Source organism: Georgenia sp., assembly GCF_054605595.1.
Genome location: NZ_JBTSDU010000021.1, coordinates 12,270 through 30,415 on the forward strand (window position 1 = coordinate 12,270; position 18,146 = coordinate 30,415).

General features: G+C 72.1%; 16 protein-coding genes and 1 pseudogene. 12 read left to right on the top strand and 5 right to left on the bottom strand.

The genetic code is table 11. The features are described 5' to 3' along the window. Positions 1–43 precede the first annotated feature (43 nt). A complete protein-coding gene (locus ACYC1Z_RS04625) occupies positions 44–1,885 on the bottom strand; it encodes an AMP-dependent synthetase/ligase (protein ID WP_461408368.1) in 1,842 nt (613 codons plus the stop codon). Between the two features lie 156 nt (positions 1,886–2,041). Between ACYC1Z_RS04625 and ACYC1Z_RS04630 the strand changes: the two genes are divergently transcribed. After that, entirely contained in the window at positions 2,042–2,974 is a 933-nt protein-coding gene (locus ACYC1Z_RS04630) for an ROK family glucokinase (RefSeq protein WP_461408369.1), read from the top strand. A 7-nt stretch (positions 2,975–2,981) separates the two neighbouring features. Here the strand turns inward: ACYC1Z_RS04630 and ACYC1Z_RS04635 are convergent, their stop codons facing one another. After that, on the bottom strand, positions 2,982–3,434 hold the full coding sequence (locus ACYC1Z_RS04635; protein WP_461408370.1) for a hypothetical protein: 453 nt from the start codon (positions 3,432–3,434) through the stop codon (positions 2,982–2,984). A gap of 196 nt (positions 3,435–3,630) precedes the next feature. On the opposite strand from ACYC1Z_RS04635, the gene ACYC1Z_RS04640 reads away from it, so the two are divergent. The 3 genes from ACYC1Z_RS04640 to ACYC1Z_RS04650 all read left to right on the top strand — a co-directional run bounded on the left by ACYC1Z_RS04640 (position 3,631) and on the right by ACYC1Z_RS04650 (position 7,197). Next, on the top strand, positions 3,631–4,857 hold the full coding sequence (locus ACYC1Z_RS04640) for a pyrophosphate--fructose-6-phosphate 1-phosphotransferase (protein ID WP_461408371.1): 1,227 nt from the start codon (positions 3,631–3,633) through the stop codon (positions 4,855–4,857). A gap of 366 nt (positions 4,858–5,223) precedes the next feature. Further along, entirely contained in the window at positions 5,224–6,570 is a 1,347-nt protein-coding gene (locus tag ACYC1Z_RS04645) for a class II 3-deoxy-7-phosphoheptulonate synthase (protein WP_461408372.1), read from the top strand. Between the two features lie 3 nt (positions 6,571–6,573). Continuing rightward, positions 6,574–7,197, top strand: a complete 624-nt coding sequence (locus ACYC1Z_RS04650; protein ID WP_461408373.1) for a molybdopterin-dependent oxidoreductase — start codon at positions 6,574–6,576, stop codon at positions 7,195–7,197. A gap of 64 nt (positions 7,198–7,261) precedes the next feature. On the opposite strand, the gene pknB is transcribed toward ACYC1Z_RS04650, so the two are convergent. Together pknB and ACYC1Z_RS04660 are read right to left on the bottom strand one after the other, a co-directional pair. Continuing rightward, the gene (pknB, locus tag ACYC1Z_RS04655; protein WP_461408374.1) at positions 7,262–9,187 is read right to left on the bottom strand and encodes a Stk1 family PASTA domain-containing Ser/Thr kinase; all 1,926 of its coding nucleotides are present in this window, start codon (positions 9,185–9,187) and stop codon (positions 7,262–7,264) included. A gap of 53 nt (positions 9,188–9,240) precedes the next feature. Continuing rightward, complete coding sequence (locus ACYC1Z_RS04660) at positions 9,241–10,707, bottom strand: lytic transglycosylase (protein ID WP_461408375.1); 1,467 nt, start codon at positions 10,705–10,707, stop codon at positions 9,241–9,243. 189 nt (positions 10,708–10,896) lie between these two features. Here ACYC1Z_RS04660 and ACYC1Z_RS04665 point away from each other — a divergent pair, with 189 nt between their 5' ends. Further along, entirely contained in the window at positions 10,897–11,262 is a 366-nt protein-coding gene (locus ACYC1Z_RS04665) for an Rv2175c family DNA-binding protein (protein ID WP_461408376.1), read from the top strand. 57 nt (positions 11,263–11,319) lie between these two features. Here the strand turns inward: ACYC1Z_RS04665 and ACYC1Z_RS04670 are convergent, their stop codons facing one another. Further along, positions 11,320–12,402 carry a polyprenyl synthetase family protein gene (locus ACYC1Z_RS04670; RefSeq protein WP_461408377.1) on the bottom strand — a complete coding sequence of 361 codons (1,083 nt, stop codon included), beginning with the start codon at positions 12,400–12,402 and terminating at the stop codon, positions 11,320–11,322. Between the two features lie 204 nt (positions 12,403–12,606). Between ACYC1Z_RS04670 and ACYC1Z_RS04675 the strand changes: the two genes are divergently transcribed. The 7 genes and pseudogenes from ACYC1Z_RS04675 to ACYC1Z_RS04705 all read left to right on the top strand — a co-directional run bounded on the left by ACYC1Z_RS04675 (position 12,607) and on the right by ACYC1Z_RS04705 (position 17,931). Further along, on the top strand, positions 12,607–13,812 hold the full coding sequence (locus tag ACYC1Z_RS04675) for a DUF4192 domain-containing protein (protein ID WP_461408378.1): 1,206 nt from the start codon (positions 12,607–12,609) through the stop codon (positions 13,810–13,812). 111 nt (positions 13,813–13,923) lie between these two features. Next, complete coding sequence (locus tag ACYC1Z_RS04680; protein WP_461408379.1) at positions 13,924–14,325, top strand: universal stress protein; 402 nt, start codon at positions 13,924–13,926, stop codon at positions 14,323–14,325. A gap of 41 nt (positions 14,326–14,366) precedes the next feature. After that, positions 14,367–14,747 (top strand): glycine cleavage system protein GcvH, encoded by a 381-nt coding sequence (gcvH, locus tag ACYC1Z_RS04685; protein ID WP_461408380.1) that lies wholly within the window; start codon positions 14,367–14,369, stop codon positions 14,745–14,747. 257 nt (positions 14,748–15,004) lie between these two features. Further along, a pseudogene (locus tag ACYC1Z_RS04690) lies at positions 15,005–16,219 on the top strand (RNA polymerase sigma factor); the annotation flags it as partial. Positions 16,220–16,334: 115 nt separating this feature from the next. Then, on the top strand, positions 16,335–17,240 hold the full coding sequence (locus ACYC1Z_RS04695; RefSeq protein WP_461408381.1) for a tyrosine-type recombinase/integrase: 906 nt from the start codon (positions 16,335–16,337) through the stop codon (positions 17,238–17,240). Continuing rightward, entirely contained in the window at positions 17,240–17,416 is a 177-nt protein-coding gene (locus ACYC1Z_RS04700; RefSeq protein ID WP_461408382.1) for a hypothetical protein, read from the top strand. Before ACYC1Z_RS04695 ends, ACYC1Z_RS04700 begins: the two co-directional genes overlap by 1 nt. Beyond that, a complete protein-coding gene (locus ACYC1Z_RS04705) occupies positions 17,413–17,931 on the top strand; it encodes a hypothetical protein (protein WP_461408383.1) in 519 nt (172 codons plus the stop codon). The genes ACYC1Z_RS04700 and ACYC1Z_RS04705 overlap by 4 nt, the downstream gene beginning before the upstream one ends. Positions 17,932–18,146: the final 215 nt, after the last annotated feature.

Sequence of the window (18,146 nt, forward strand, 5' to 3'; positions counted from 1 at the left end):
TGCCCCACCCGTCGGTGCCCGCCGGTCCGGCGGGCACCCGGCACTAACCCACCGAGCCCTCCGGCCGAGCCTCGCGGTCGGCAGCGGCGCGGGCGTAGAAGTCGTCGATCGTGCTCGCGAAGGCCTCGAGCACGGCTTTGCGCTTCACCTTCAGCGACGGCGTGAGGTAGTCGTTCTCCACCGTGAAGTCGGTGTCGAGGACGTCGAACGCCCTGATCTGCTCGGCGCGCGAGACCTTCGAGTTCGCCCGGTCGATCGCCATCTGGAGATGTTCGAGCACCCGTGGGTCGCGGGCTGCGTCGACGACGCCCAGCTCGGGACGGCCGTGGTTCGCCAGCCAGCCCGGCAACATCTCGGCATCGAGCGTGATGAGCGCCCCGACGAACGGGCGCTGGTCCCCGACGACGACACACTGCGACACGAGCGGGTGCGCCCGTACCGAGTCCTCGAGCGGGGCCGGCGCCACGTTCTTGCCGGCCGCGGTGACGATGATCTCCTTCTTGCGGCCGGTGATCCGGAGCGCGCCGTCCACGTCCATGGACCCGATGTCCCCGGTGTGGAACCAGCCGTCCTGGAGCGCCTCGGCCGTGCTCGCCGGGTTGTTGTGGTACCCGCGGAACACCCCGATGCCCTTGAGGAGGATCTCCCCGTCCGGTGCGATCCGCACCGAGGTTCCCGGCATGGGCTGGCCGACCGTTCCGATCTTCACCCTCCCCGGGCGGCCGACGTTGGTGGGTGCCGTGGTCTCGGTGAGCCCATATCCCTCCAGCACCGTCAGCCCCACGCCGCGGTAGAAGTGCCCGAGGCGCTCGCCGAGCGGCGCACCGCCGGAGATGGCGTACTCCGCCTGGCCGCCGAGCGCGTGGCGGATCTTCGAGAGCACGAGCTTGTCCGCCACCCGGTACTGCGCCTTGAGCACCGCCGACGGGCCGCCGGCGTCGAGCGCCCGCGAGTACGTGATCGCCACCTTGGCCGACCAGCGGAAGATCTTCGTCTTGACGCCCCCACCCGTGCGCAGCTCGACGCCGTTGTAGACCTTCTCCCACACGCGTGGCACGGAGAGGATGAACGTGGGCCGGAACGTGGCGAAGTCCGCCACGGCCTGCTTGGCGTCGGCCGTGTGCCCGAGCGGCTTGCCCGCGAGGAGTACGAGCACCTCGACGAAGCGGGCGAACACGTGCGCGAGCGGCAGGAAGAGCAGCGAGCGGGCGTTGGCCGGCGTGACGACGACGTGCAGCGAGTCGATCGCCTCGAGGCACAGCTCGACGAAGTTGCCGTGCGTGAGCTCGGCGCCCTTGGGCCGGCCGGTGGTGCCGGAGGTGTAGATGATGGTTGCGAGCGAGTCGAGGCCGACGCCGGCCCGGCGCGCCTCGAGGTCGGCGTCGGGGATGTCCCTGCCCAGCTCGGCGAGCTGGTCGAGCGCACCGGCGTCGATCTGCCACACCTCCCGCAGCATCGGCGTACCGCCCTCCAGGGTCCGGGCCTCCTCCACGGTCGCCGCGTTCCCGGCGTTCTCCACGAAGGCGACGACGGCGCCGGAGTCGGCCAGGATCCAGCGTGCCTGGTCGGGGCTGCTGGACTCGTAGATCGGGACCGGGACCGCACCGGCGTGCCACGCGGCGAGGTCGACAAGGGTCCACTCCAGACGGGTGCGAGACATGATCGCGACGCTCTGGCCCGGTCCCACCCCAGCCGCGATGAGGCCCTTCGCGATCTCGTCGACCCGGGCGAGTGTCCATACCGCGTCGTGGGCGACCCACGCTCCGTCGACCTTCTCCTCGAAGAGGATCTGGGTGGGACGCAGGCGGGCGTGGTCGACGAGGTAGTCGGTGATACGGCGGGCGGGGTCCACATCGACCCCTCGGGGGGAGCTGTACTCGTCCATGCGGTCTCCATCGGCAGTTGGGACCGCCAGCGTAACCGCCGTAAGCGTGCGCGGCGTGGCGGTTACCGCCCGCCGATGCCGAACCGAGACGATGGGGCGAGAGAATAGGGACGGCCGAGGGACGGCCAAGGCCCGTGGCCGGAAGGTAGACGAGGAATGCACGCAATCGGCGTGGACATCGGCGGGACCAAGATCGCGGCGGGGGTCGTGGACGAGGAAGGCACGGTCCTCGTCCAGACGCGGCGCGCCACGGAGCCCGAGGACGCGACGGCGATCGAGCGCGCCGTCATCGACGCCGTGACCGAGCTCAGGTCGACGCACGACGTCGGTGCGGTCGGTGTGGCGGCGGCGGGGTTCGTGAGCCCCCGGCGGGACGCCGTGCTGTTCGCCCCCAACATCGCCTGGCGCGACTACCCGCTGCGTGAGCGCCTCGCGGCCTCGATCGACCTGCCGATCGTGGTGGAGAACGACGCGAATGCGGCCGGTTGGGCCGAGTTCCGGTTCGGTGTCGCCCGCGATGCCGAACACATGGTGATGGCGACCGTGGGCACCGGCCTGGGCGGGGCGATCGTCCTCGACGGGCGACTTCTGCGTGGGGCGTTCGGTGCGGCCGGCGAGGTCGGGCACATGAAGATGGTCCCTGGTGGGCACTACTGCGGCTGCGGCCACGAGGGCTGCTGGGAGATGTATGCCTCCGGGCGGGCGCTGACTCGGGCGGCCCGCGCCGCCGTCGTCGCGGACCCGGACCGTGCCGGGGCGATCATCGAGCTCGCGGGCGGCGAGCGGATCAAGGGCCCGCACGTGACCCAGGCCGCCCAGGCGGGGGACCCCCTCGCCGTCGAGCTCTTCGACGCGCTGGGCTACTGGCTCGGCGCGGGCATCGCGGACCTGGCGGCCATCGTCGATCCGGAGATCGCCGTGATCGGTGGCGGGGTGGCGAGCGCGGGTGACCTGCTGCTCGAGCCCGCGCGGGAGGGCTTTCGCCGCCAGCTCTCGGCACGAGGCTACCGGGGCGAGCTCACGATCGAGCTCGCCCAGCTCGGCAACGGAGCCGGCGTCGTCGGCGCCGCCGACCTCGCGCGCCAGTAGGCCCGGGTCAGACGACGGCCCCGCCGGACGGGTCGTCGTCTCGCCGGGACGGCATCCGCCACAGCAGCAGGCCCACACCCGCGAGGAGCACGCCACCGAGCACGGCGAACACGCCGTCGGGCAGCGGGCGCCACACGAGCGCCAGCACCAGGCCGGTGAGGAGCGAGCCGACGGTGGCGATCCAGCCGAGGGTCAGCGCCGGGTCGGCGTGCGAGAGCGGTGCGGGTTCCGGCGGGACGAACCCCTCGTCCTCGTCCTCGTCCGCCAGGTAGTCACGCGGGCCGAGGGGCCGCTCCTGCGGCTCGGCGGGCGTCGCCCTCGGGAGGTCGGGCGGATCCGGCGCGGCGTCGAGGGGACCGAGCGACGCCGTCAACTCCGCCCAACGGGAGGCGACGGTCTCGTCGTCCAGCTCGGGCTCGTGCGGGCCCGGAGCGCCGTCGGGAGCGGTGGGGCCGGCCATGGCGTCCACTGTAGAGCGCCGAGGCGCCGGTGCGGCCCTTGCGTACCGGGAACGCTCGGGGCGAACTGATCCGCCACGCGGCCCCCACGAGGAGGACGCGGCACCCCCCATTAGGATGAGTGCGGCCGGGTGCGAACGGCGCACGGCCCGGGCCGGGGATCCTCCGGCCCGTCGAGGAACTACCGGAAGGCCCTTGATGTCGGTCCGTCGCGTCGCCCTGCTCACCGCGGGCGGCTTCGCCCCCTGCCTCTCCTCCGCCGTCGGCGGACTGATCGAGCGGTACACGGAGATCTCGCCCGAGGTGGAGATCGTGGCCTACCAGCACGGCTACCACGGCCTCCTCACCGGCAACAAGGTCGTCGTCGACGACGAGGCCCGCCGTCACGCCGGTGTCCTGCACCGCTTCGGCGGCAGCCCGATCGGCAACTCGCGCGTCAAGCTGACCAACGCCAAGGACCTCGTCTCCCGCGGTCTCGTCGAGGAGGGGCAAGACCCCCTCGAGGTCGCCGCGGAGCGGCTGCGGACGGATGGCGTCGACGTGCTGCACACCATCGGCGGCGACGACACCAACACCACGGCGGCGGATCTCGCCGCCTACCTGGAGGACAACGGCTACCACCTCACCGTGGTGGGCCTGCCGAAGACGATCGACAACGACATCGTCCCGATCCGGCAGTCGTTGGGGGCCTGGACCGCCGCCGAGGAGGCCGCCGAGTTCGCGCAGAACGTCATCGGCGAGCACCGCTCCGGCCCGCGCCAGCTCATCGTCCACGAGGTCATGGGCCGCCACTGCGGCTGGCTCACCGCCGCGGCCGCGCAGTCCTACCGCGGCTGGCTGGACACCCAGGAGTGGGTCCCGAGCATCGGTCTGAGCAAGGAACGCTGGGACATCCACGCGGTGTTCCTGCCCGAGATGAAGATCGACATCGCCGGTGAGGCCGAGCGCCTCCGCCGCGTCATGGACGAGGTCGGCAACGTCAACATCTTCCTGTCCGAGGGGGCCGGCGTGCCCGAGATCGTCGCCGAGCTCGAGGCCAAGGGCGAGGAGGTCCAGCGGGACCCGTTCGGCCATGTCAAGCTCGACACCGTCAACCCGGGCGCCTGGTTCGCCAAGCAGTTCGCCGACCGCATCGGTGCCGAGAAGGTCATGGTGCAGAAGTCCGGGTACTTCTCCCGATCCTCCCGTGCCAACGCCGAGGACCTCCGCCTCATCAAGTCGATGACCGACCTCGCCGTGGAGTGCGCCCTCCGGGGCGAGTCCGGCGTCATCGGGCACGACGAGGAGGACGGCGGCCGCCTCAAGGCCATCGCGTTCCCCCGGATCGCGGGGGGCAAGGCGTTCGACATCACGCAGGAGTGGTTCGCCGAGCTCATGGGGCAGCTCGGCCAGTCGGTCGTGGCCGCCGAGGGCGCCGCGCACTGATCCGACCGGGGCCGTGCCGCGAAGCCCCGGCATCGATCGTTTCGGCACCAGCTCGCACCGGGACGGCCCACGCGCCGGGACGACCCACGCGCCGGGACGACCCACGCTCGATGAAACTTTCGGACTGCTATTCATGCCAAAGTTTTCGCGCAGCGCTTGGGGGCGCACCCGTTGCTCCACCGGGCACTGCGGGCGTAGCCGGACGGCGAACCGAGCGACACCGGCGACGTGGACGACGGCACCGGCGACGTGGACGAACGGTGAACCGCGTCCCGGACGCGGCCTCCTGCCCAGGTGGCCGCGCCCGGGGTGTACCGGGACGTGGACGCGTCCCGGCGGTATCTGCGCGGGCCCTATCCTGAGGCGGTGAGCAACGAGGTAACGACGACGGCCGGACTCGAGCGCTGGAGGGAGCGGCCCGCCGCACACCAGCCGGCGTGGCCCGACGACGACGTGCTGCACGGCGTCACGGACGAGCTGGCGCAGTGGCCCCCGCTCGTCTTCGCCGGTGAGGTCGACCGCCTGCGCGACCAGCTGGCCGCCGCCCAGCGTGGTGCGGCGTTCCTGCTCCAGGGCGGGGACTGCGCCGAGACGTTCGCGGAGTCGACGGCGGACCGGATCCGGAAGAAGATCCAGACGATCCTGCAGATGGCTGCGGTGCTGACCTATGGCGCGAGCATGCCCGTGATCAAGATGGGCCGGATGGCCGGCCAGTTCGCCAAGCCGCGCAGCAACGACGTCGAGACGCGCGACGGCGTGCCCCTGCCCGCGTACTTCGGCGACGCCGTCAACGGCCACCCGTTCACCGAGGCCGGCCGCACGCCCGACCCGGGCCGCCTCCTGACCGCTTACCACCACTCCGCGACGACCATCAACCTCATCCGGGCGTTCGCCAAGGGTGGCTTCGCGGACCTGCGCCGCGTCCACGAGTGGAACCGCGGGTTCATGTCCAACCCGGCCTACGCTCGGTATGAGGTGCTCGCCGGCGAGATCGACCGCGCGATGCGGTTCATGGCCGCCGCCGGCGCCGACTTCGACAGCCTCAGCACCGTGGAGTTCTACTCCTCGCACGAGGCTCTGCTGCTGGACTACGAAGCCGCCCTCACCCGCATCGACTCGCGCACCGGCCACCCGTACAACACCTCGGCCCACTTCCTGTGGATCGGCGAGCGGACCCGGCAGATCGACGGCGCCCACGTCGAGATGCTCGCCCAGGTGCGCAACCCCATCGGCGTCAAGCTCGGCCCCACCACCACGGGGGACGACGCCGTCGCACTGATGGACAAGCTCAACCCCGACGGCGAGCCCGGGCGCCTGACCTTCATCACCCGCCTGGGTGCGAGCAGGGTCCGCGACGTCCTGCCCGACATCCTCGAGCGCGTCACGGCCGACGGCCGCCCGATCACCTGGGTGTGCGACCCCATGCACGGCAACACGATCACCTCCTCGAGCGGCTACAAGACCCGCGAGCTCGCCACGATCCTGGACGAGGTCCACGGCTTCTTCGAGGTCCACCGAGCACTCGGCACCATCCCCGGCGGCCTCCACGTGGAGCTGACCGGCGACGACGTCACCGAGGTCCTCGGCGGCGGGGAGGCGATCGATGACGCCGCGCTGGCCCGCCGCTACGAGACACTCGTGGACCCGCGCCTGAACCACCAGCAGTCGCTCGAGATGGCCTTCGACGTCGCCGAGATGATCCGCAGCCACTGATCCGTGGACACCGCAGGGGACAGCACGTGGGGGACGGGCGCGCACGACATGCTGGACGACCACCCGCTCCCGCCGGGCCAGCACGCCGTCTCGCCCGCCCCGGTCATGCACTACGGGCCGGTGCCGCGGCGCCGGCCGGAGCGATGGCTCTTCACCGTCGGGGGGCGGACCGATGGTGGTATCGAGCACGAGCTGACGTTCGAGCAGGTGACGGCGCTCCCGCACGTCGATGTGGTCGCCGACCTGCACTGCGCCACGGGCTGGTCCTCCGTGGGTGAGACGTGGTCCGGTGTCGCGGCGCGTGCGATCCTCGACCTGGCACCACCGCGGCCCGACGTCGAGCATGTGCTGGTCTTCGCCGAGTACGGCTACACCGCGACCGTCCGGCTGGAGGACCTCGCCTCGGCGCGAGCCATCCTGGCGACCCACCACGACGGCGTACCCCTGAGCGACGAGCGGGGCGGTCCGATGCGACTGATCCTGCCCCACCTGTACTCGTGGAAGGGTCCCAAGTGGGTCCGGGGCTGGAACTACCTGGCCGACGTCGAGCGCGGCTTCTGGGAGACCCGTGGCTACCACGTGCGCGGCGACGCCTGGCTGGGGGAGCGGTACGCCCACCAGGAGTAGGTGGGCATCGCGACGCAGCCGCGTGTGCGACCGCACCGGGCCGCTGCGTCACCGGCACGAACGGCTACACCACGGTCAGGGTGATGACGCTCTTTCGGGGCAGCATGAACCCGGCACGCGGGTCCTGGGCCTGGACCAGACCCAGCGGGCCACCGAAGATCTCCTTGACCTCGACGACGAACCCTGCGTCCTTGAGCACCTTGCGGGCCTTGGCGATCCGCTGGCCGAAGACGTTCGGCACCTCGAAGAGCTCCGGCCCGCGCGAGGCCACGAGCCGCACCGCGTCGTCGCGATAGAGCTGGACCGAGCCGGCGGCGGGCTCCTGGCTGATGATCTCGCCGACGGGGACGTCGTCGGAGAACTCCTCGGTCACCGCAGACACGGCCAGGCCCGCCTGCTCGACGGCGGTCACGGCCTCCTCGCGCGGCCGGCCGACGACGTCGGGCAGCTCGACCGGTTCGCGGCCCTTGGAGACGACGAGGTCGACCGCCCGGGTGTGCTCGACGAGCTCGCCGGCTGCGGGGGTGGAGGACAGGATCGTGCCCGCCGGCACGGTGCCGTGGTACTCCTCGGTCACGGTCCCGGGCTCCAGCCTGACGGCCAGGAGGGCGGTCGTCGCGGCCTCGGTCGTGAGATCGACGACGGGGGGCACCTCGATCATGAGGATGCCCAGGGAGACCGTGAGGGTCACCTCGCCGTCCCGCGGCACGGCGGTGCCGGCCTCCGGGTGGCTGGAGACGACGACCCCCTCGGGGACGGTGTCGTGGTGGGCCTGCTCGACCACGGGCACGAGCCCCACGTCCTCGACCGCGGCGACCGCCTCGGCCTCGGTGAGCCCGACGGCCGTCGGTGCGGGCACCCGTGCGCCCGGCCCGGCCAGGAACCACCACGCGGCGAGCCCCCCGGCTGCGACGAGCAGGACGAGCAGGACCGCGAGGAGGCGCCGGCCACGCCGACGCTTCGCCGGCGGGTCAGCCGCCGCGCGGGTGATCGCCCCGATCGGGAGTGCGACGGTGCCGTGACCGGGCAGTTCGGTGGCCCGGGTGGCGTCGGGGTCGCCGCTCGCCGCGGGGTGCACGGCGGTGTCGTCATCCGCCACCACCGTGGTGGGTGCCACGTCCGCACGGCGGGCCAGCGTCACCGGGTCCAGGGCTGCCAGGCACCGGCGAACCAGCGGGAGCGCGGCGTCGGCGTCCTTCGGCCGTTCGTCCGGGTCCCGAGCGGTCAGGGCGCCGACCACGTCGTCGACGTCCACCGGCAGCCAGGGCACCGCCGAGGACGGTGCCGGCACGGTCGAGTTCACGTGCTGGAACGCGATCTGGATGGGAGCCTCGCCCACGAACGGCTGCGCGCCGGTGAGGAGCTCGTAGAGCAGGACACCCACGGCGTAGACGTCCGCACGCGCGTCCGCGCGGCCCTCGGTGACGATCTCGGGGGCGAGGTAGGCCACCGTCCCCAGGACGGTGCCGGTGGTGGCGGCGGTGGCCTCGCTGACGGCCCGGGCTAGCCCGAAGTCGGCGAGCTTGGGCCGCCCGTCCGGCGTCAGGAGCACGTTCTCCGGCTTGATGTCGCGGTGCACCAGGCCGGCGCGGTGGGCGGAGGCGAGTGCATCGAGGACGTGCTCGACCAGCCCCAGCGCCTCGCCGACGGGCAGGGCGCCACGCTCGCGCAGCACGGCACGCAGGTTGGGGCCGTCGACGAACTCCATCGTCAGGTAGGCGGCACCGGCGGTGGTGCCCTGGTCGTGGACGGCGACGACGCCGGGATGGCTCAGCCGGGCGGCCGCCCGCGCCTCACGGCGGAAGCGGGCCACGAAGTCGGGGCTCTCGGCCAGGTGCGGGTGCATGACCTTCACCGCGACCGTGCGGTCGAGGCGCCGGTCGGTGGCCCGGTACACCGTGGCCATCCCGCCGCGTGCGATGCGGGCGGTCACCTCGTACCGGTCGTCGACCAGCTGGCCGAGGATCGGGTCGAGGGCGGTGGTGTCCACGTCGAGAGAGTACCTGCGGACCGCATCCGGGCCCGGGAGCCACGACGGTGTGGTCAGAAGCGGCCCATGTGTGCCTTGACGGACGCCACGTACGACTTGGTGTCGGAGAACATGCCGTTGCGGCTGACCGAGCCCGCGCCCTGGTAGTAGCCGGCGATCGCGGAGTCGAAGTCCGGGCTCGTCCGGTGGAGCTGGCGGATGATCGCCACACCGGCGACGACGTTGTCGTAGGGGTCGAGCAGGTCGAGCTGACGGCCCACGAGATCGGAGGCCCACCGCCCGGAGGACGGGATGACCTGCATCGTGCCGATCGCGTTGGCGGGGGAGACGGACGCGTGGTTGAAACCCGACTCCTGGTAGGCGTGGGCCTGCGCGAGGACGGGGTCCACGCCCATCGCGCGGGCGACCTCGACCACGGTGGCCTGCATCTGCTGGCGCGAGGGCACGCCAGCGGCCAGCAGCGCCGCCTTGTTGGCGTTCGCGGCGGCCACCGTGGCGGCGGGGTAGGTGCGTCCGAGGAAGGTGTTCGGCACCAGCGGCTTCGAGGCCGTGGCGGGTGCGGGTGTCGCGACGCCGGGGACCTTCAGCTGCTGACCGACGTAGATCAGGCCGGCACCGTCGAGCGAGTTGGCCTCGATGACGGCGGCGATCGTGGTGCCCCAGGCCTTCGCCAGGTGGGAGACCGTGTCGCCCCGGAGCACGGTGTACGTGGCGGCGGCCGGGGCGGGAGCGCTCACGGGCACGACGGCGGCGGGGGCGCGCACGGGTACGACGGCGGCGGGTGCGGATGCGCCCGCCGCGGGGATGGTGAGGGTCTGGCCCGCGAAGATGAGCGCGTTGGCGCCGAGGCCGTTGGCGTCGATGATGGCGCGGACCGTGGTGCCGTAGCGGGCGGCGATCCCGGAGACGGTCTCGCCCCGGGAGACGGCGTGCCTCGTCCCGGCCACCGGAGCGGGTGCCGCTGCGGTGGTGGCCGCTGGGGTCGTCGGCGCGGGCATGGCCGCACCGGGGAGCCGGAGGACCTGCCCGATCGCGATGCGGTCGGCGGAGGGGAGGGCGTTGGTGTCGACGAGGGCGCGGACCGTGGTGCCGTAACGGGCGGCGATCCTCGTGACGGTCTCGCCCTTGACCGCCGTGTGCGTCGCGGCCGCCGGAGCGGCGACCGCAGGGGCCACGGCCGCCGGGGCACCGGCCGCGGACGGCACCTTGAGCATCTGGCCGGCGCGGATGAACCCGCGGGTGTCGAGGGCGTTCACGGCGATGATCGATGAGATCGATGAGCCGGTCCGCAGGGCGATGTGCGAGACGGTGTCGCCGGCCTGCACCCGGTAGGTCATCTGCGGCACGGCAGCGGCGCGTACGGCGGGCGCGACGGCCCGCGGCGCGGCCCTCGGGACGGTGTGGGCCTGCGCGGCGGGCACGGCCACACCGACTGCCGTCGTGGCCGCGAGGGCAAGGCCCACACCAGCGCGACCCGCATGGATGCGCGCACCGCCGTGGGAACTCTCGGCCTTGGACATCGATCCTCCAGCGTGACTTCGGTGTGCCGCACGGAGGGTGCCGTGACGGACGACGCTCACCCGCACCGGGCTCAACGTCGTGACGCATGTGACGTGTGTGTACTGGTGCTACTCGAGTGACCAGAGTGACAGTAGCGAATCGGACGGTCGGTGGCCAACCCAGCAGCGAAATAGCCCTATCCTGGCGCCGTGACGACAGCCCTGAAAGAGCCGGACGCGTGGCTCTCGGTCCCCGAGGTCGCCGAGCTGCTGGGCCTGCGCCAGCGCGACATCCGCTCGATGCTCAAGGAGAAGCGCCTGCTCGCGGTGCCGCACGGCCCGAACCGGGCCCTCGGCATCCCGGTGGAGACGATCGTGGCCGAGGGAGAGGACCGTGGCCCGCTCCCGGCCCTGCGCGGCACCCTGATCCTGCTCTTCGACGGGGGCCTCGACGACGAGCAGGCCTACCGCTGGCTCTTCACGCCGGACGACGAGCTCGGCTCCACGCCCATGACGGCGCTGCGTGAGCGGCGCACGCACGCGGTGCGCCGGATCGCGCAGACGCTGGCGTTCTGACCCGGTGCCGGTCGTCTCTCCGGCCGTGCGTCGCTGGTGGTCCGACCGAGCCGACGCTCAGGCCGAGCGGCGGGTCAGCGCCTCGGCCAGCTCCTCGAGGCGGTCCGATGTGACCGGCGGGAGCGCGGCGGCGGTCAGCGCCGCCAGGCCGGCCGCCCGGCGCCGGGCGATGAGCTCCTCGTGCGCCTCGAAGGCGCCCGTGGACCGGATGACCTCGCGCACCGCCAGGACGCCGGCCTCGTCGATGTCGGCGCGGCCGACCTCGCGGTGCACGAGCGCGGACTGTGCCGCGTCCGCCCGCTGCAGCGTCATGGCCAGCAGCACCGTGCGCTTGCCCTCGCGGAGGTCGTCCCCGGCGGGCTTGCCCGTGACGGCCGGGTCGCCGAAGACGCCGAGCTCGTCGTCGCGGAGCTGGAAGGCCTCGCCGAGCGGCAGGCCGACCTCGCTCAGCGCGTCCAGGAGCCGCTTGTCGGCCCCCGCCAGGGCCGCTCCGATCAGCAGCGGGTGCTCCACGGAGTACCGAGCCGACTTGTGCCGGATCACGGTCAGGGCACGGTCCATCGCATCGTGGCTGTCACCCCAGGGCACGTCCTGGGACCTGATGTCGAGGTACTGCCCGAGGGCCACCTCGGCCGACATGGCGTCGTAGAGCTCCCTCGCCCGCCGCCCCGCGCCGGGTTCCACCAGGTCGCGGGCGCACTCGAACTCCAGGCTCGACACGGCGAGCAGGAGGTCCCCCAGCACGATGGCTCCCGCCTCGCCGTAGTCCGCGGAGCTGCCCAGCCACCCCCGCTCGGCGTGCTGCATCGCGAGATGGCGGTGCGCGGCCGGCAGTCCGCGGCGCGTGCGCGAGCCGTCGATCACGTCGTCATGGATGAGTGCCGTGCCCTGGAAGAGCTCGAGCGCGGATCCAGCGAGCACCACCGCGCGTGGCACGGACTCTCCCGCCCCGCCCGCCGCGGCCCAGCCCGCCGCGCACACCTGGGCGCGCAGCCGCTTGCCGCCGCCGAGCAGACCGCGCGCCGGGGCGATGAACTCCGCCAGCGGCTCGCCGACGGCGGCGAACCGGGCGATGTGCTCGTCCAGGGCCTCAAGCACCCGGGTCGAGACGAGGTTCCGGAGGTCGGCGGGTGCAGGCATGGTCCGAGCCTATGGCGAGGGGTCGCGGCATCGACAATCCGCATACCCCACCGCGGGTGGCGCGCGACGCCCCGTCCACAGCCGGGCACGTCTCGGGGTGAGCGGCGCGACGAGCCGGCTCGGCCGATCGGCCACCACGGCGGTCGTGTCGCTTGTCCACAGCCACCCGACGCGGTGAGCTCCCCGCGCGCTGGACTGGTGGGCATGAACACTCCCAGCAGCAACGTCAAGGTCGTCCGGGCGCGGGAACCGCGTGATCTCCTCGCCCTCATCCCCTACCGCCTCGGGTTCCACCCGGAGGAGTCGGTGGTCCTGCTGAGCCTGTGCCGCAACGCGCGGGGCCGGTTCGACATCGGGCTGGTGGTGCGTGTGGACATCGCGGACCTCGCCGACCGGGCCCTCGGTGTGTTCGGCGCCCTCGAGCTGGCGGCGCACCTCGAGGACGACGGCGCGGACGACGTCGCCGTCGTCGCCTACACGGCCGCACCGTTCGCGGAGGCCGCGGGGGAGGGCACCGCCCTGCGCACGGCGCTCGAGAACATCACCGCAGCGCTCCACCACCTGGACCCCGACCCGTGGGTGGTGGCCGGGGACGGCTGGGGGCATCCGGGCTGTGCCGCGTGCTGTCCCGCTGCGGGGTACGACCTCTCCGACCTGGACGCCTCGGAGACCGGCGCCGCGATGGTGCTCGAGGGCTACTCTGCGTTGCCGGACCGCGCGGCCCTGGCCCTGGTCCGCGTGCCCACCGGTGCCCACGCGGAGGCGGTCGGCCGCGGCGCCGACCTGGAGCGGGCGCGGCGCCGCGTCGTGGTGCGTGCCAGCGGCGGAGCCCCGCAGGTGCGGGGGGCCGCGTTCGGCGTGCCGGGCGCCACCACCGCACGCGACGAGGCCCCCCTGGCCCGGTGGCGCCGCGAGGGATCGGGACTGTGGGACGCACTGGCCGACCGGCCGGTCGGTGAGGCCCTCGATCCCGCGGACCTGGGCCGGCTCCAGGTCTTCCTCGCCGACAAGACCGTCCGCGACGCCGTCGTCGCGCGCACGGTCGCGGGTGGTCGGGCCGGCACCGCCGATTACCTCGAGATCTCGGACCGGCACCTCGCGAGAGACCTGGCCGTGCCGCCGGACGCCGGTGTCGTGGACCGCGCCATGGACCTCGCGGGTGCCGTCGGCGCCCCGGCGCCCCCGGGCCGGGCGGCCGCCACCCTCGGTGTCCTCGCGTTCCTGGCGTGGTGGTCCGCGGACGGTGCACGCGCGCAGACCTACGCGCGCCAGGCCCTCGAGGAGGAACCGGACCACCGCCTGGCGCTGCTCGTGCGGTCCTCGCTCGCGGGGCGCGTCCCGCCGCCGTGGCACCACCCCGCCGGCTCCCGGAAGGGACGGCGAGGTCGCCGTGGCCAGGTGGCCCGCTGAGGTGGTCGGTGCGCGTGAGGCCGCCCCCGAGGGCGTCGTCATCCGGTAACGTCCGGCGCGACGGCTGCCGGCCGCCGGTCGGCGGGATGCTGCGGGGGATGGAGCGAGTGCATGACGATCGTGGTCGGTTACGTACCCACCAACGAGGGTGAGGCGGCACTTGCCGCCGCAGTGACCGTGGCGCGACGTCGCGGCTCCCGGCTCGTCGTCGTGCTCGTACGGCGCGCGCGCGGGGAGCAGCACGCCACCTTCGAGGCCGAGGCCGACGCCCTGCGGGACCGGCTCGATGACCAGGACGTCGCCTACGAGGTGCGTCAGCTGCGCCGCAGCGACGACTTGGCCGACGACCTGGTCACCACCGCCGCGGAGGTCGAGGCCGAGCTCATCGTGATCGGCCTGCGCCGACGCTCACCCGTCGGCAAACTGATCCTCGGCTCCAACGCCCAGCGGATCCTCCTCGACGCGGCGTGCCCCGTGCTCGCCGTCAAGCCCACCCCCACCCAACGCGGGTGAGACCTACTCCACCCCGACCGAGATCGACCAAGGAGCACCCGATGAACTATCCCGACGACCGTCGTTACAGCCCGGAGCACGAGTGGATCGCCGTCGAGGGCGAGACCGCCCGCGTCGGCGTCACCGCCTTTGCCACGACCGCACTCGGCGACGTGGTCTACGTCGACCTGCCCGAGGTCGGGGCGACGGTGACGGCGGGGCAGGCGTGCGGCGAGATCGAGTCGACCAAGTCCGTGTCCGACCTGGTGGCGCCCGCCGACGGCGAGGTCGTCGAGGTGAACCAGGCCGCCGTCGACAGCCCCGAGACGGTCAACGCAGATCCGCACGGCGAGGGCTGGCTGTACCGGGTCCGGGTGACCAGGCTCGCGTCGGACCTGCTCGACGCCGCCGGCTACGAGGCGCTCATCGCCGAGGGCTCCTGAGCGGGCGACGGCTCCGGAGCGGACGGGCATAGATCGCGTAGCGTCGGCGTTGGCCACGATGGGTCCGGCCCCGCTGTCAAGAGCGGAAACGATGGGTCCGGCCCCGGCCGTCAAGAGCGGAAGCGCGATCTGGCTGCCACAGACGCAACCCGACGCTATAATTATAGCGCTGCCGTGTTCTCAGCCGGCTCCTCGTCCCTGCCGGAAGGTGATCTGTGTCCTCCACCCCTGCCTCGAAGTCGCCGCGCAAGACTCGGTCCAAGGCCAAGCCCGCGACCACCGAGCCCACCGGCGGGGCCTCGGTCGAAGATGTCGTCGCCCAGGCCGAAGAGCCCACGCCTACCGTGAAGAAGGCCGCAGCGCGGAAGAACGCGCCGAAGTCGTCCACCAAGGGTACGACGAAGGCGAAGTCGACCGCCCGCGCGACCACCGCGCTCAAGGCCGTGCCGGACGAGAAGCCCGATGACGCCGAGGAGGAGGAGCCCACCGCGGAGGGTGCCGGCTTCGTCGTCTCGGACTCCGATGACGACGACGCGCCCGTCCAGCAGGTCGTCACGGCCGGCGCGACCGCCGACCCGGTCAAGGACTACCTCAAGCAGATCGGCAAGGTCGCCCTCCTCAACGCCGAGCAGGAGGTCGAGCTCGCCAAGCGCATCGAGGCCGGCCTGTTCGCCGAGGAGAAACTGGGCAACGAGGAGCCCCTGGCTCCGAAGCTGCGGCGTGAGCTGCAGTGGATCGCCAACGACGGCCACCTGGCCAAGAACCACCTCCTCGAGGCCAACCTGCGCCTCGTCGTCTCGCTCGCCAAGCGCTACACCGGTCGCGGCATGCTGTTCCTGGACCTGATCCAGGAGGGCAACCTGGGCCTGATCCGCGCCGTCGAGAAGTTCGACTACACCAAGGGCTACAAGTTCTCCACCTACGCCACGTGGTGGATCCGTCAGGCCATCACCCGCGCCATGGCGGACCAGGCCCGCACCATCCGCATCCCGGTGCACATGGTCGAGGTCATCAACAAGCTCGCCCGCGTGCAGCGCCAGATGCTCCAGGACCTGGGCCGCGAGCCCACTCCGGAGGAGCTCGCCAAGGAGCTGGACATGACGCCCGAGAAGGTCGTCGAGGTCCAGAAGTACGGCCGCGAGCCCATCTCGCTGCACACCCCGCTGGGCGAGGACGGCGACAGCGAGTTCGGCGACCTCATCGAGGACTCCGAGGCCGTCGTCCCGGCCGACGCGGTGAGCTTCACGCTGCTCCAGGAACAGCTCCACGCCGTGCTCGACACGCTCTCCGAGCGCGAGGCGGGCGTGGTCTCCATGCGGTTCGGTCTCACCGACGGTCAGCCGAAGACGCTCGACGAGATCGGTAAGGTCTACGGCGTCACGCGTGAGCGGATCCGCCAGATCGAGTCCAAGACGATGTCGAAGCTGCGTCATCCGAGCCGGTCCCAGGTGCTGCGCGACTACCTGGACTGAGACTCACCGTCCGGGTGGCCGGTTTTCCGCAGGATTCCAACGATTGCCGGTGCCTGACACGCCGAGCGTAGCAGAGCACAGCGCTTCTAGTACAGATAACGCTATGCTCGGTGTCATGGCCCGACGTCCGAAACCGCCCAACCTCGACGCCCTTGTCGACTCGTGGGAGCTGTCCTTGCGTGCCGAGCGCAAGAGCCCGCAGACCGTCAAGACCTACAGCACCGGGGTCCGTCAGTACCTCACGTGGTGCCGCGAGAGCGACCGACCGCAGATCATCGACCGGCCAAGCGTCAACGCCTTCACCGCGCACCTGCTCGACGTCGGGCGTGAGGCCGCGACCGTGCGCTCTCGTCAGCTCGCGGTGCGTCGATTCTCCGAGTGGCTCGCCGACGAGGGCGAGCTACCCGCTGACCCGCTACTCGGGATCAAGGCTCCGAAGCTCGACACGAAGGTCGTACAGCCGCTGACACCAGAGGGCATCAAGGCGCTGATCAAGGCGTGCGCCGGGCCGGACCTGCGCGACCGGCGCGACGAGGCGATGGTGCGGTTCATGATCGAGACGGGCGCCCGGGCCGGTGAGGTGGTCTCCCTGACCGTGCCCGACGTCGACCTGAGCGCCGGGACCGCCATCGTCCGCCGCGGCAAGGGCGGCAAGGGCCGCGTCGTCCCGTTCGGGCCACACACCGCCCGCGCCGTCGACCGGTACAAGCGCAAGCGTGCTGGGCACCGCCTCGCCGCCACGGACGCGCTGTGGCTGGGGGACCGGGGCAAGGGCTTCACCTACGACGCCCTGTACAAGGCGCTGACCTACCGCGCCGGCCTCGCCGGCCTGAGCGGCTTCCACCCCCACCAGCTGCGGCACACTGCCGCGCACCGCTGGCTCGCCGCCGGCGGCTCCGAGGGTGGCCTCATGGCCGTAGCCGGGTGGACCCGACCCGACATGCTCCAGCGGTACACCCGGGCGCGCGCGTCCGAGCGTGCCGCCGCCGAGGCCCACGCACTCAACCTGGGAGACCTGTAGTGCAGACCGACGCCGACGACCTCTACCGGGCGCTGCTGGCCGGCGGGCAGGAACGCGACCTCAAGCGCCTTGCCGGGTGGACGTCGGACGTCATGCTCGAGCGCTACGGCGCGTCCGCCGCCGACGCCCGCGCCAAGCACGCGGCCCAGAAGCTCCGAAGAGGGGACCGGGTATGAGCGTTCCCGAAGGGTACGAGCGCAGCAAGAATCGCGAGCGTAATGCCGTGGCCGAGCGGATGCGTCAGCTGCCGGCCGTCGTTGACGCCATCGCGCGCCGGACGCCGGTTGCCCTCACCTGCCCCCGCGGCCACAAGATCGTCACTGTCGAGCTCGTGGACGATGACGGGTACCTCGAGGTCCGGCCCCTCGCGCCCTTTGGCCGGGCCGGCGGGAGCGTCGCGGTCAATGACAGCCCGTGGACCAAGAACCACCACGTGTGCAGCACCCCGGGATGCCCGACGCTCATTGAGCGCGACGGTTGGTGCGAGAAGCACGGCGGGCGCGACGCCGTGGCGATTCATCCGATCGCCACCCGGTTCACGTGCGGAGTGAAGCACGACCGGCGCGCCCCGGCCGTGTGGTCAGACCGCGTAACCACAGCCCGGCTCATGAAAGCGATTACCGCCGCCCTCGTGATCGGTCACGGCTCAGTGTCGGTCACCGGCTCAACGTCCGGCGCGCCGCACCGATAACGGGAGCGCCATGCTCTACGTTATGCATATCGCCTGAGGGCGACGCCCCCGACCGGATAGGGCGGATCCACCGGCCGTACTGCGCTTAGCGCTTGGAGTCCCAGACCTCCGGAAGTAGGTGACCGGCCAGCCCTGTGATCAGGGCTTTTTCTTTGCCGTGTAGTATCGGAAAACAGATAAGATCTGATAGGGTTGGGGGTATGCGTCAGGACGTG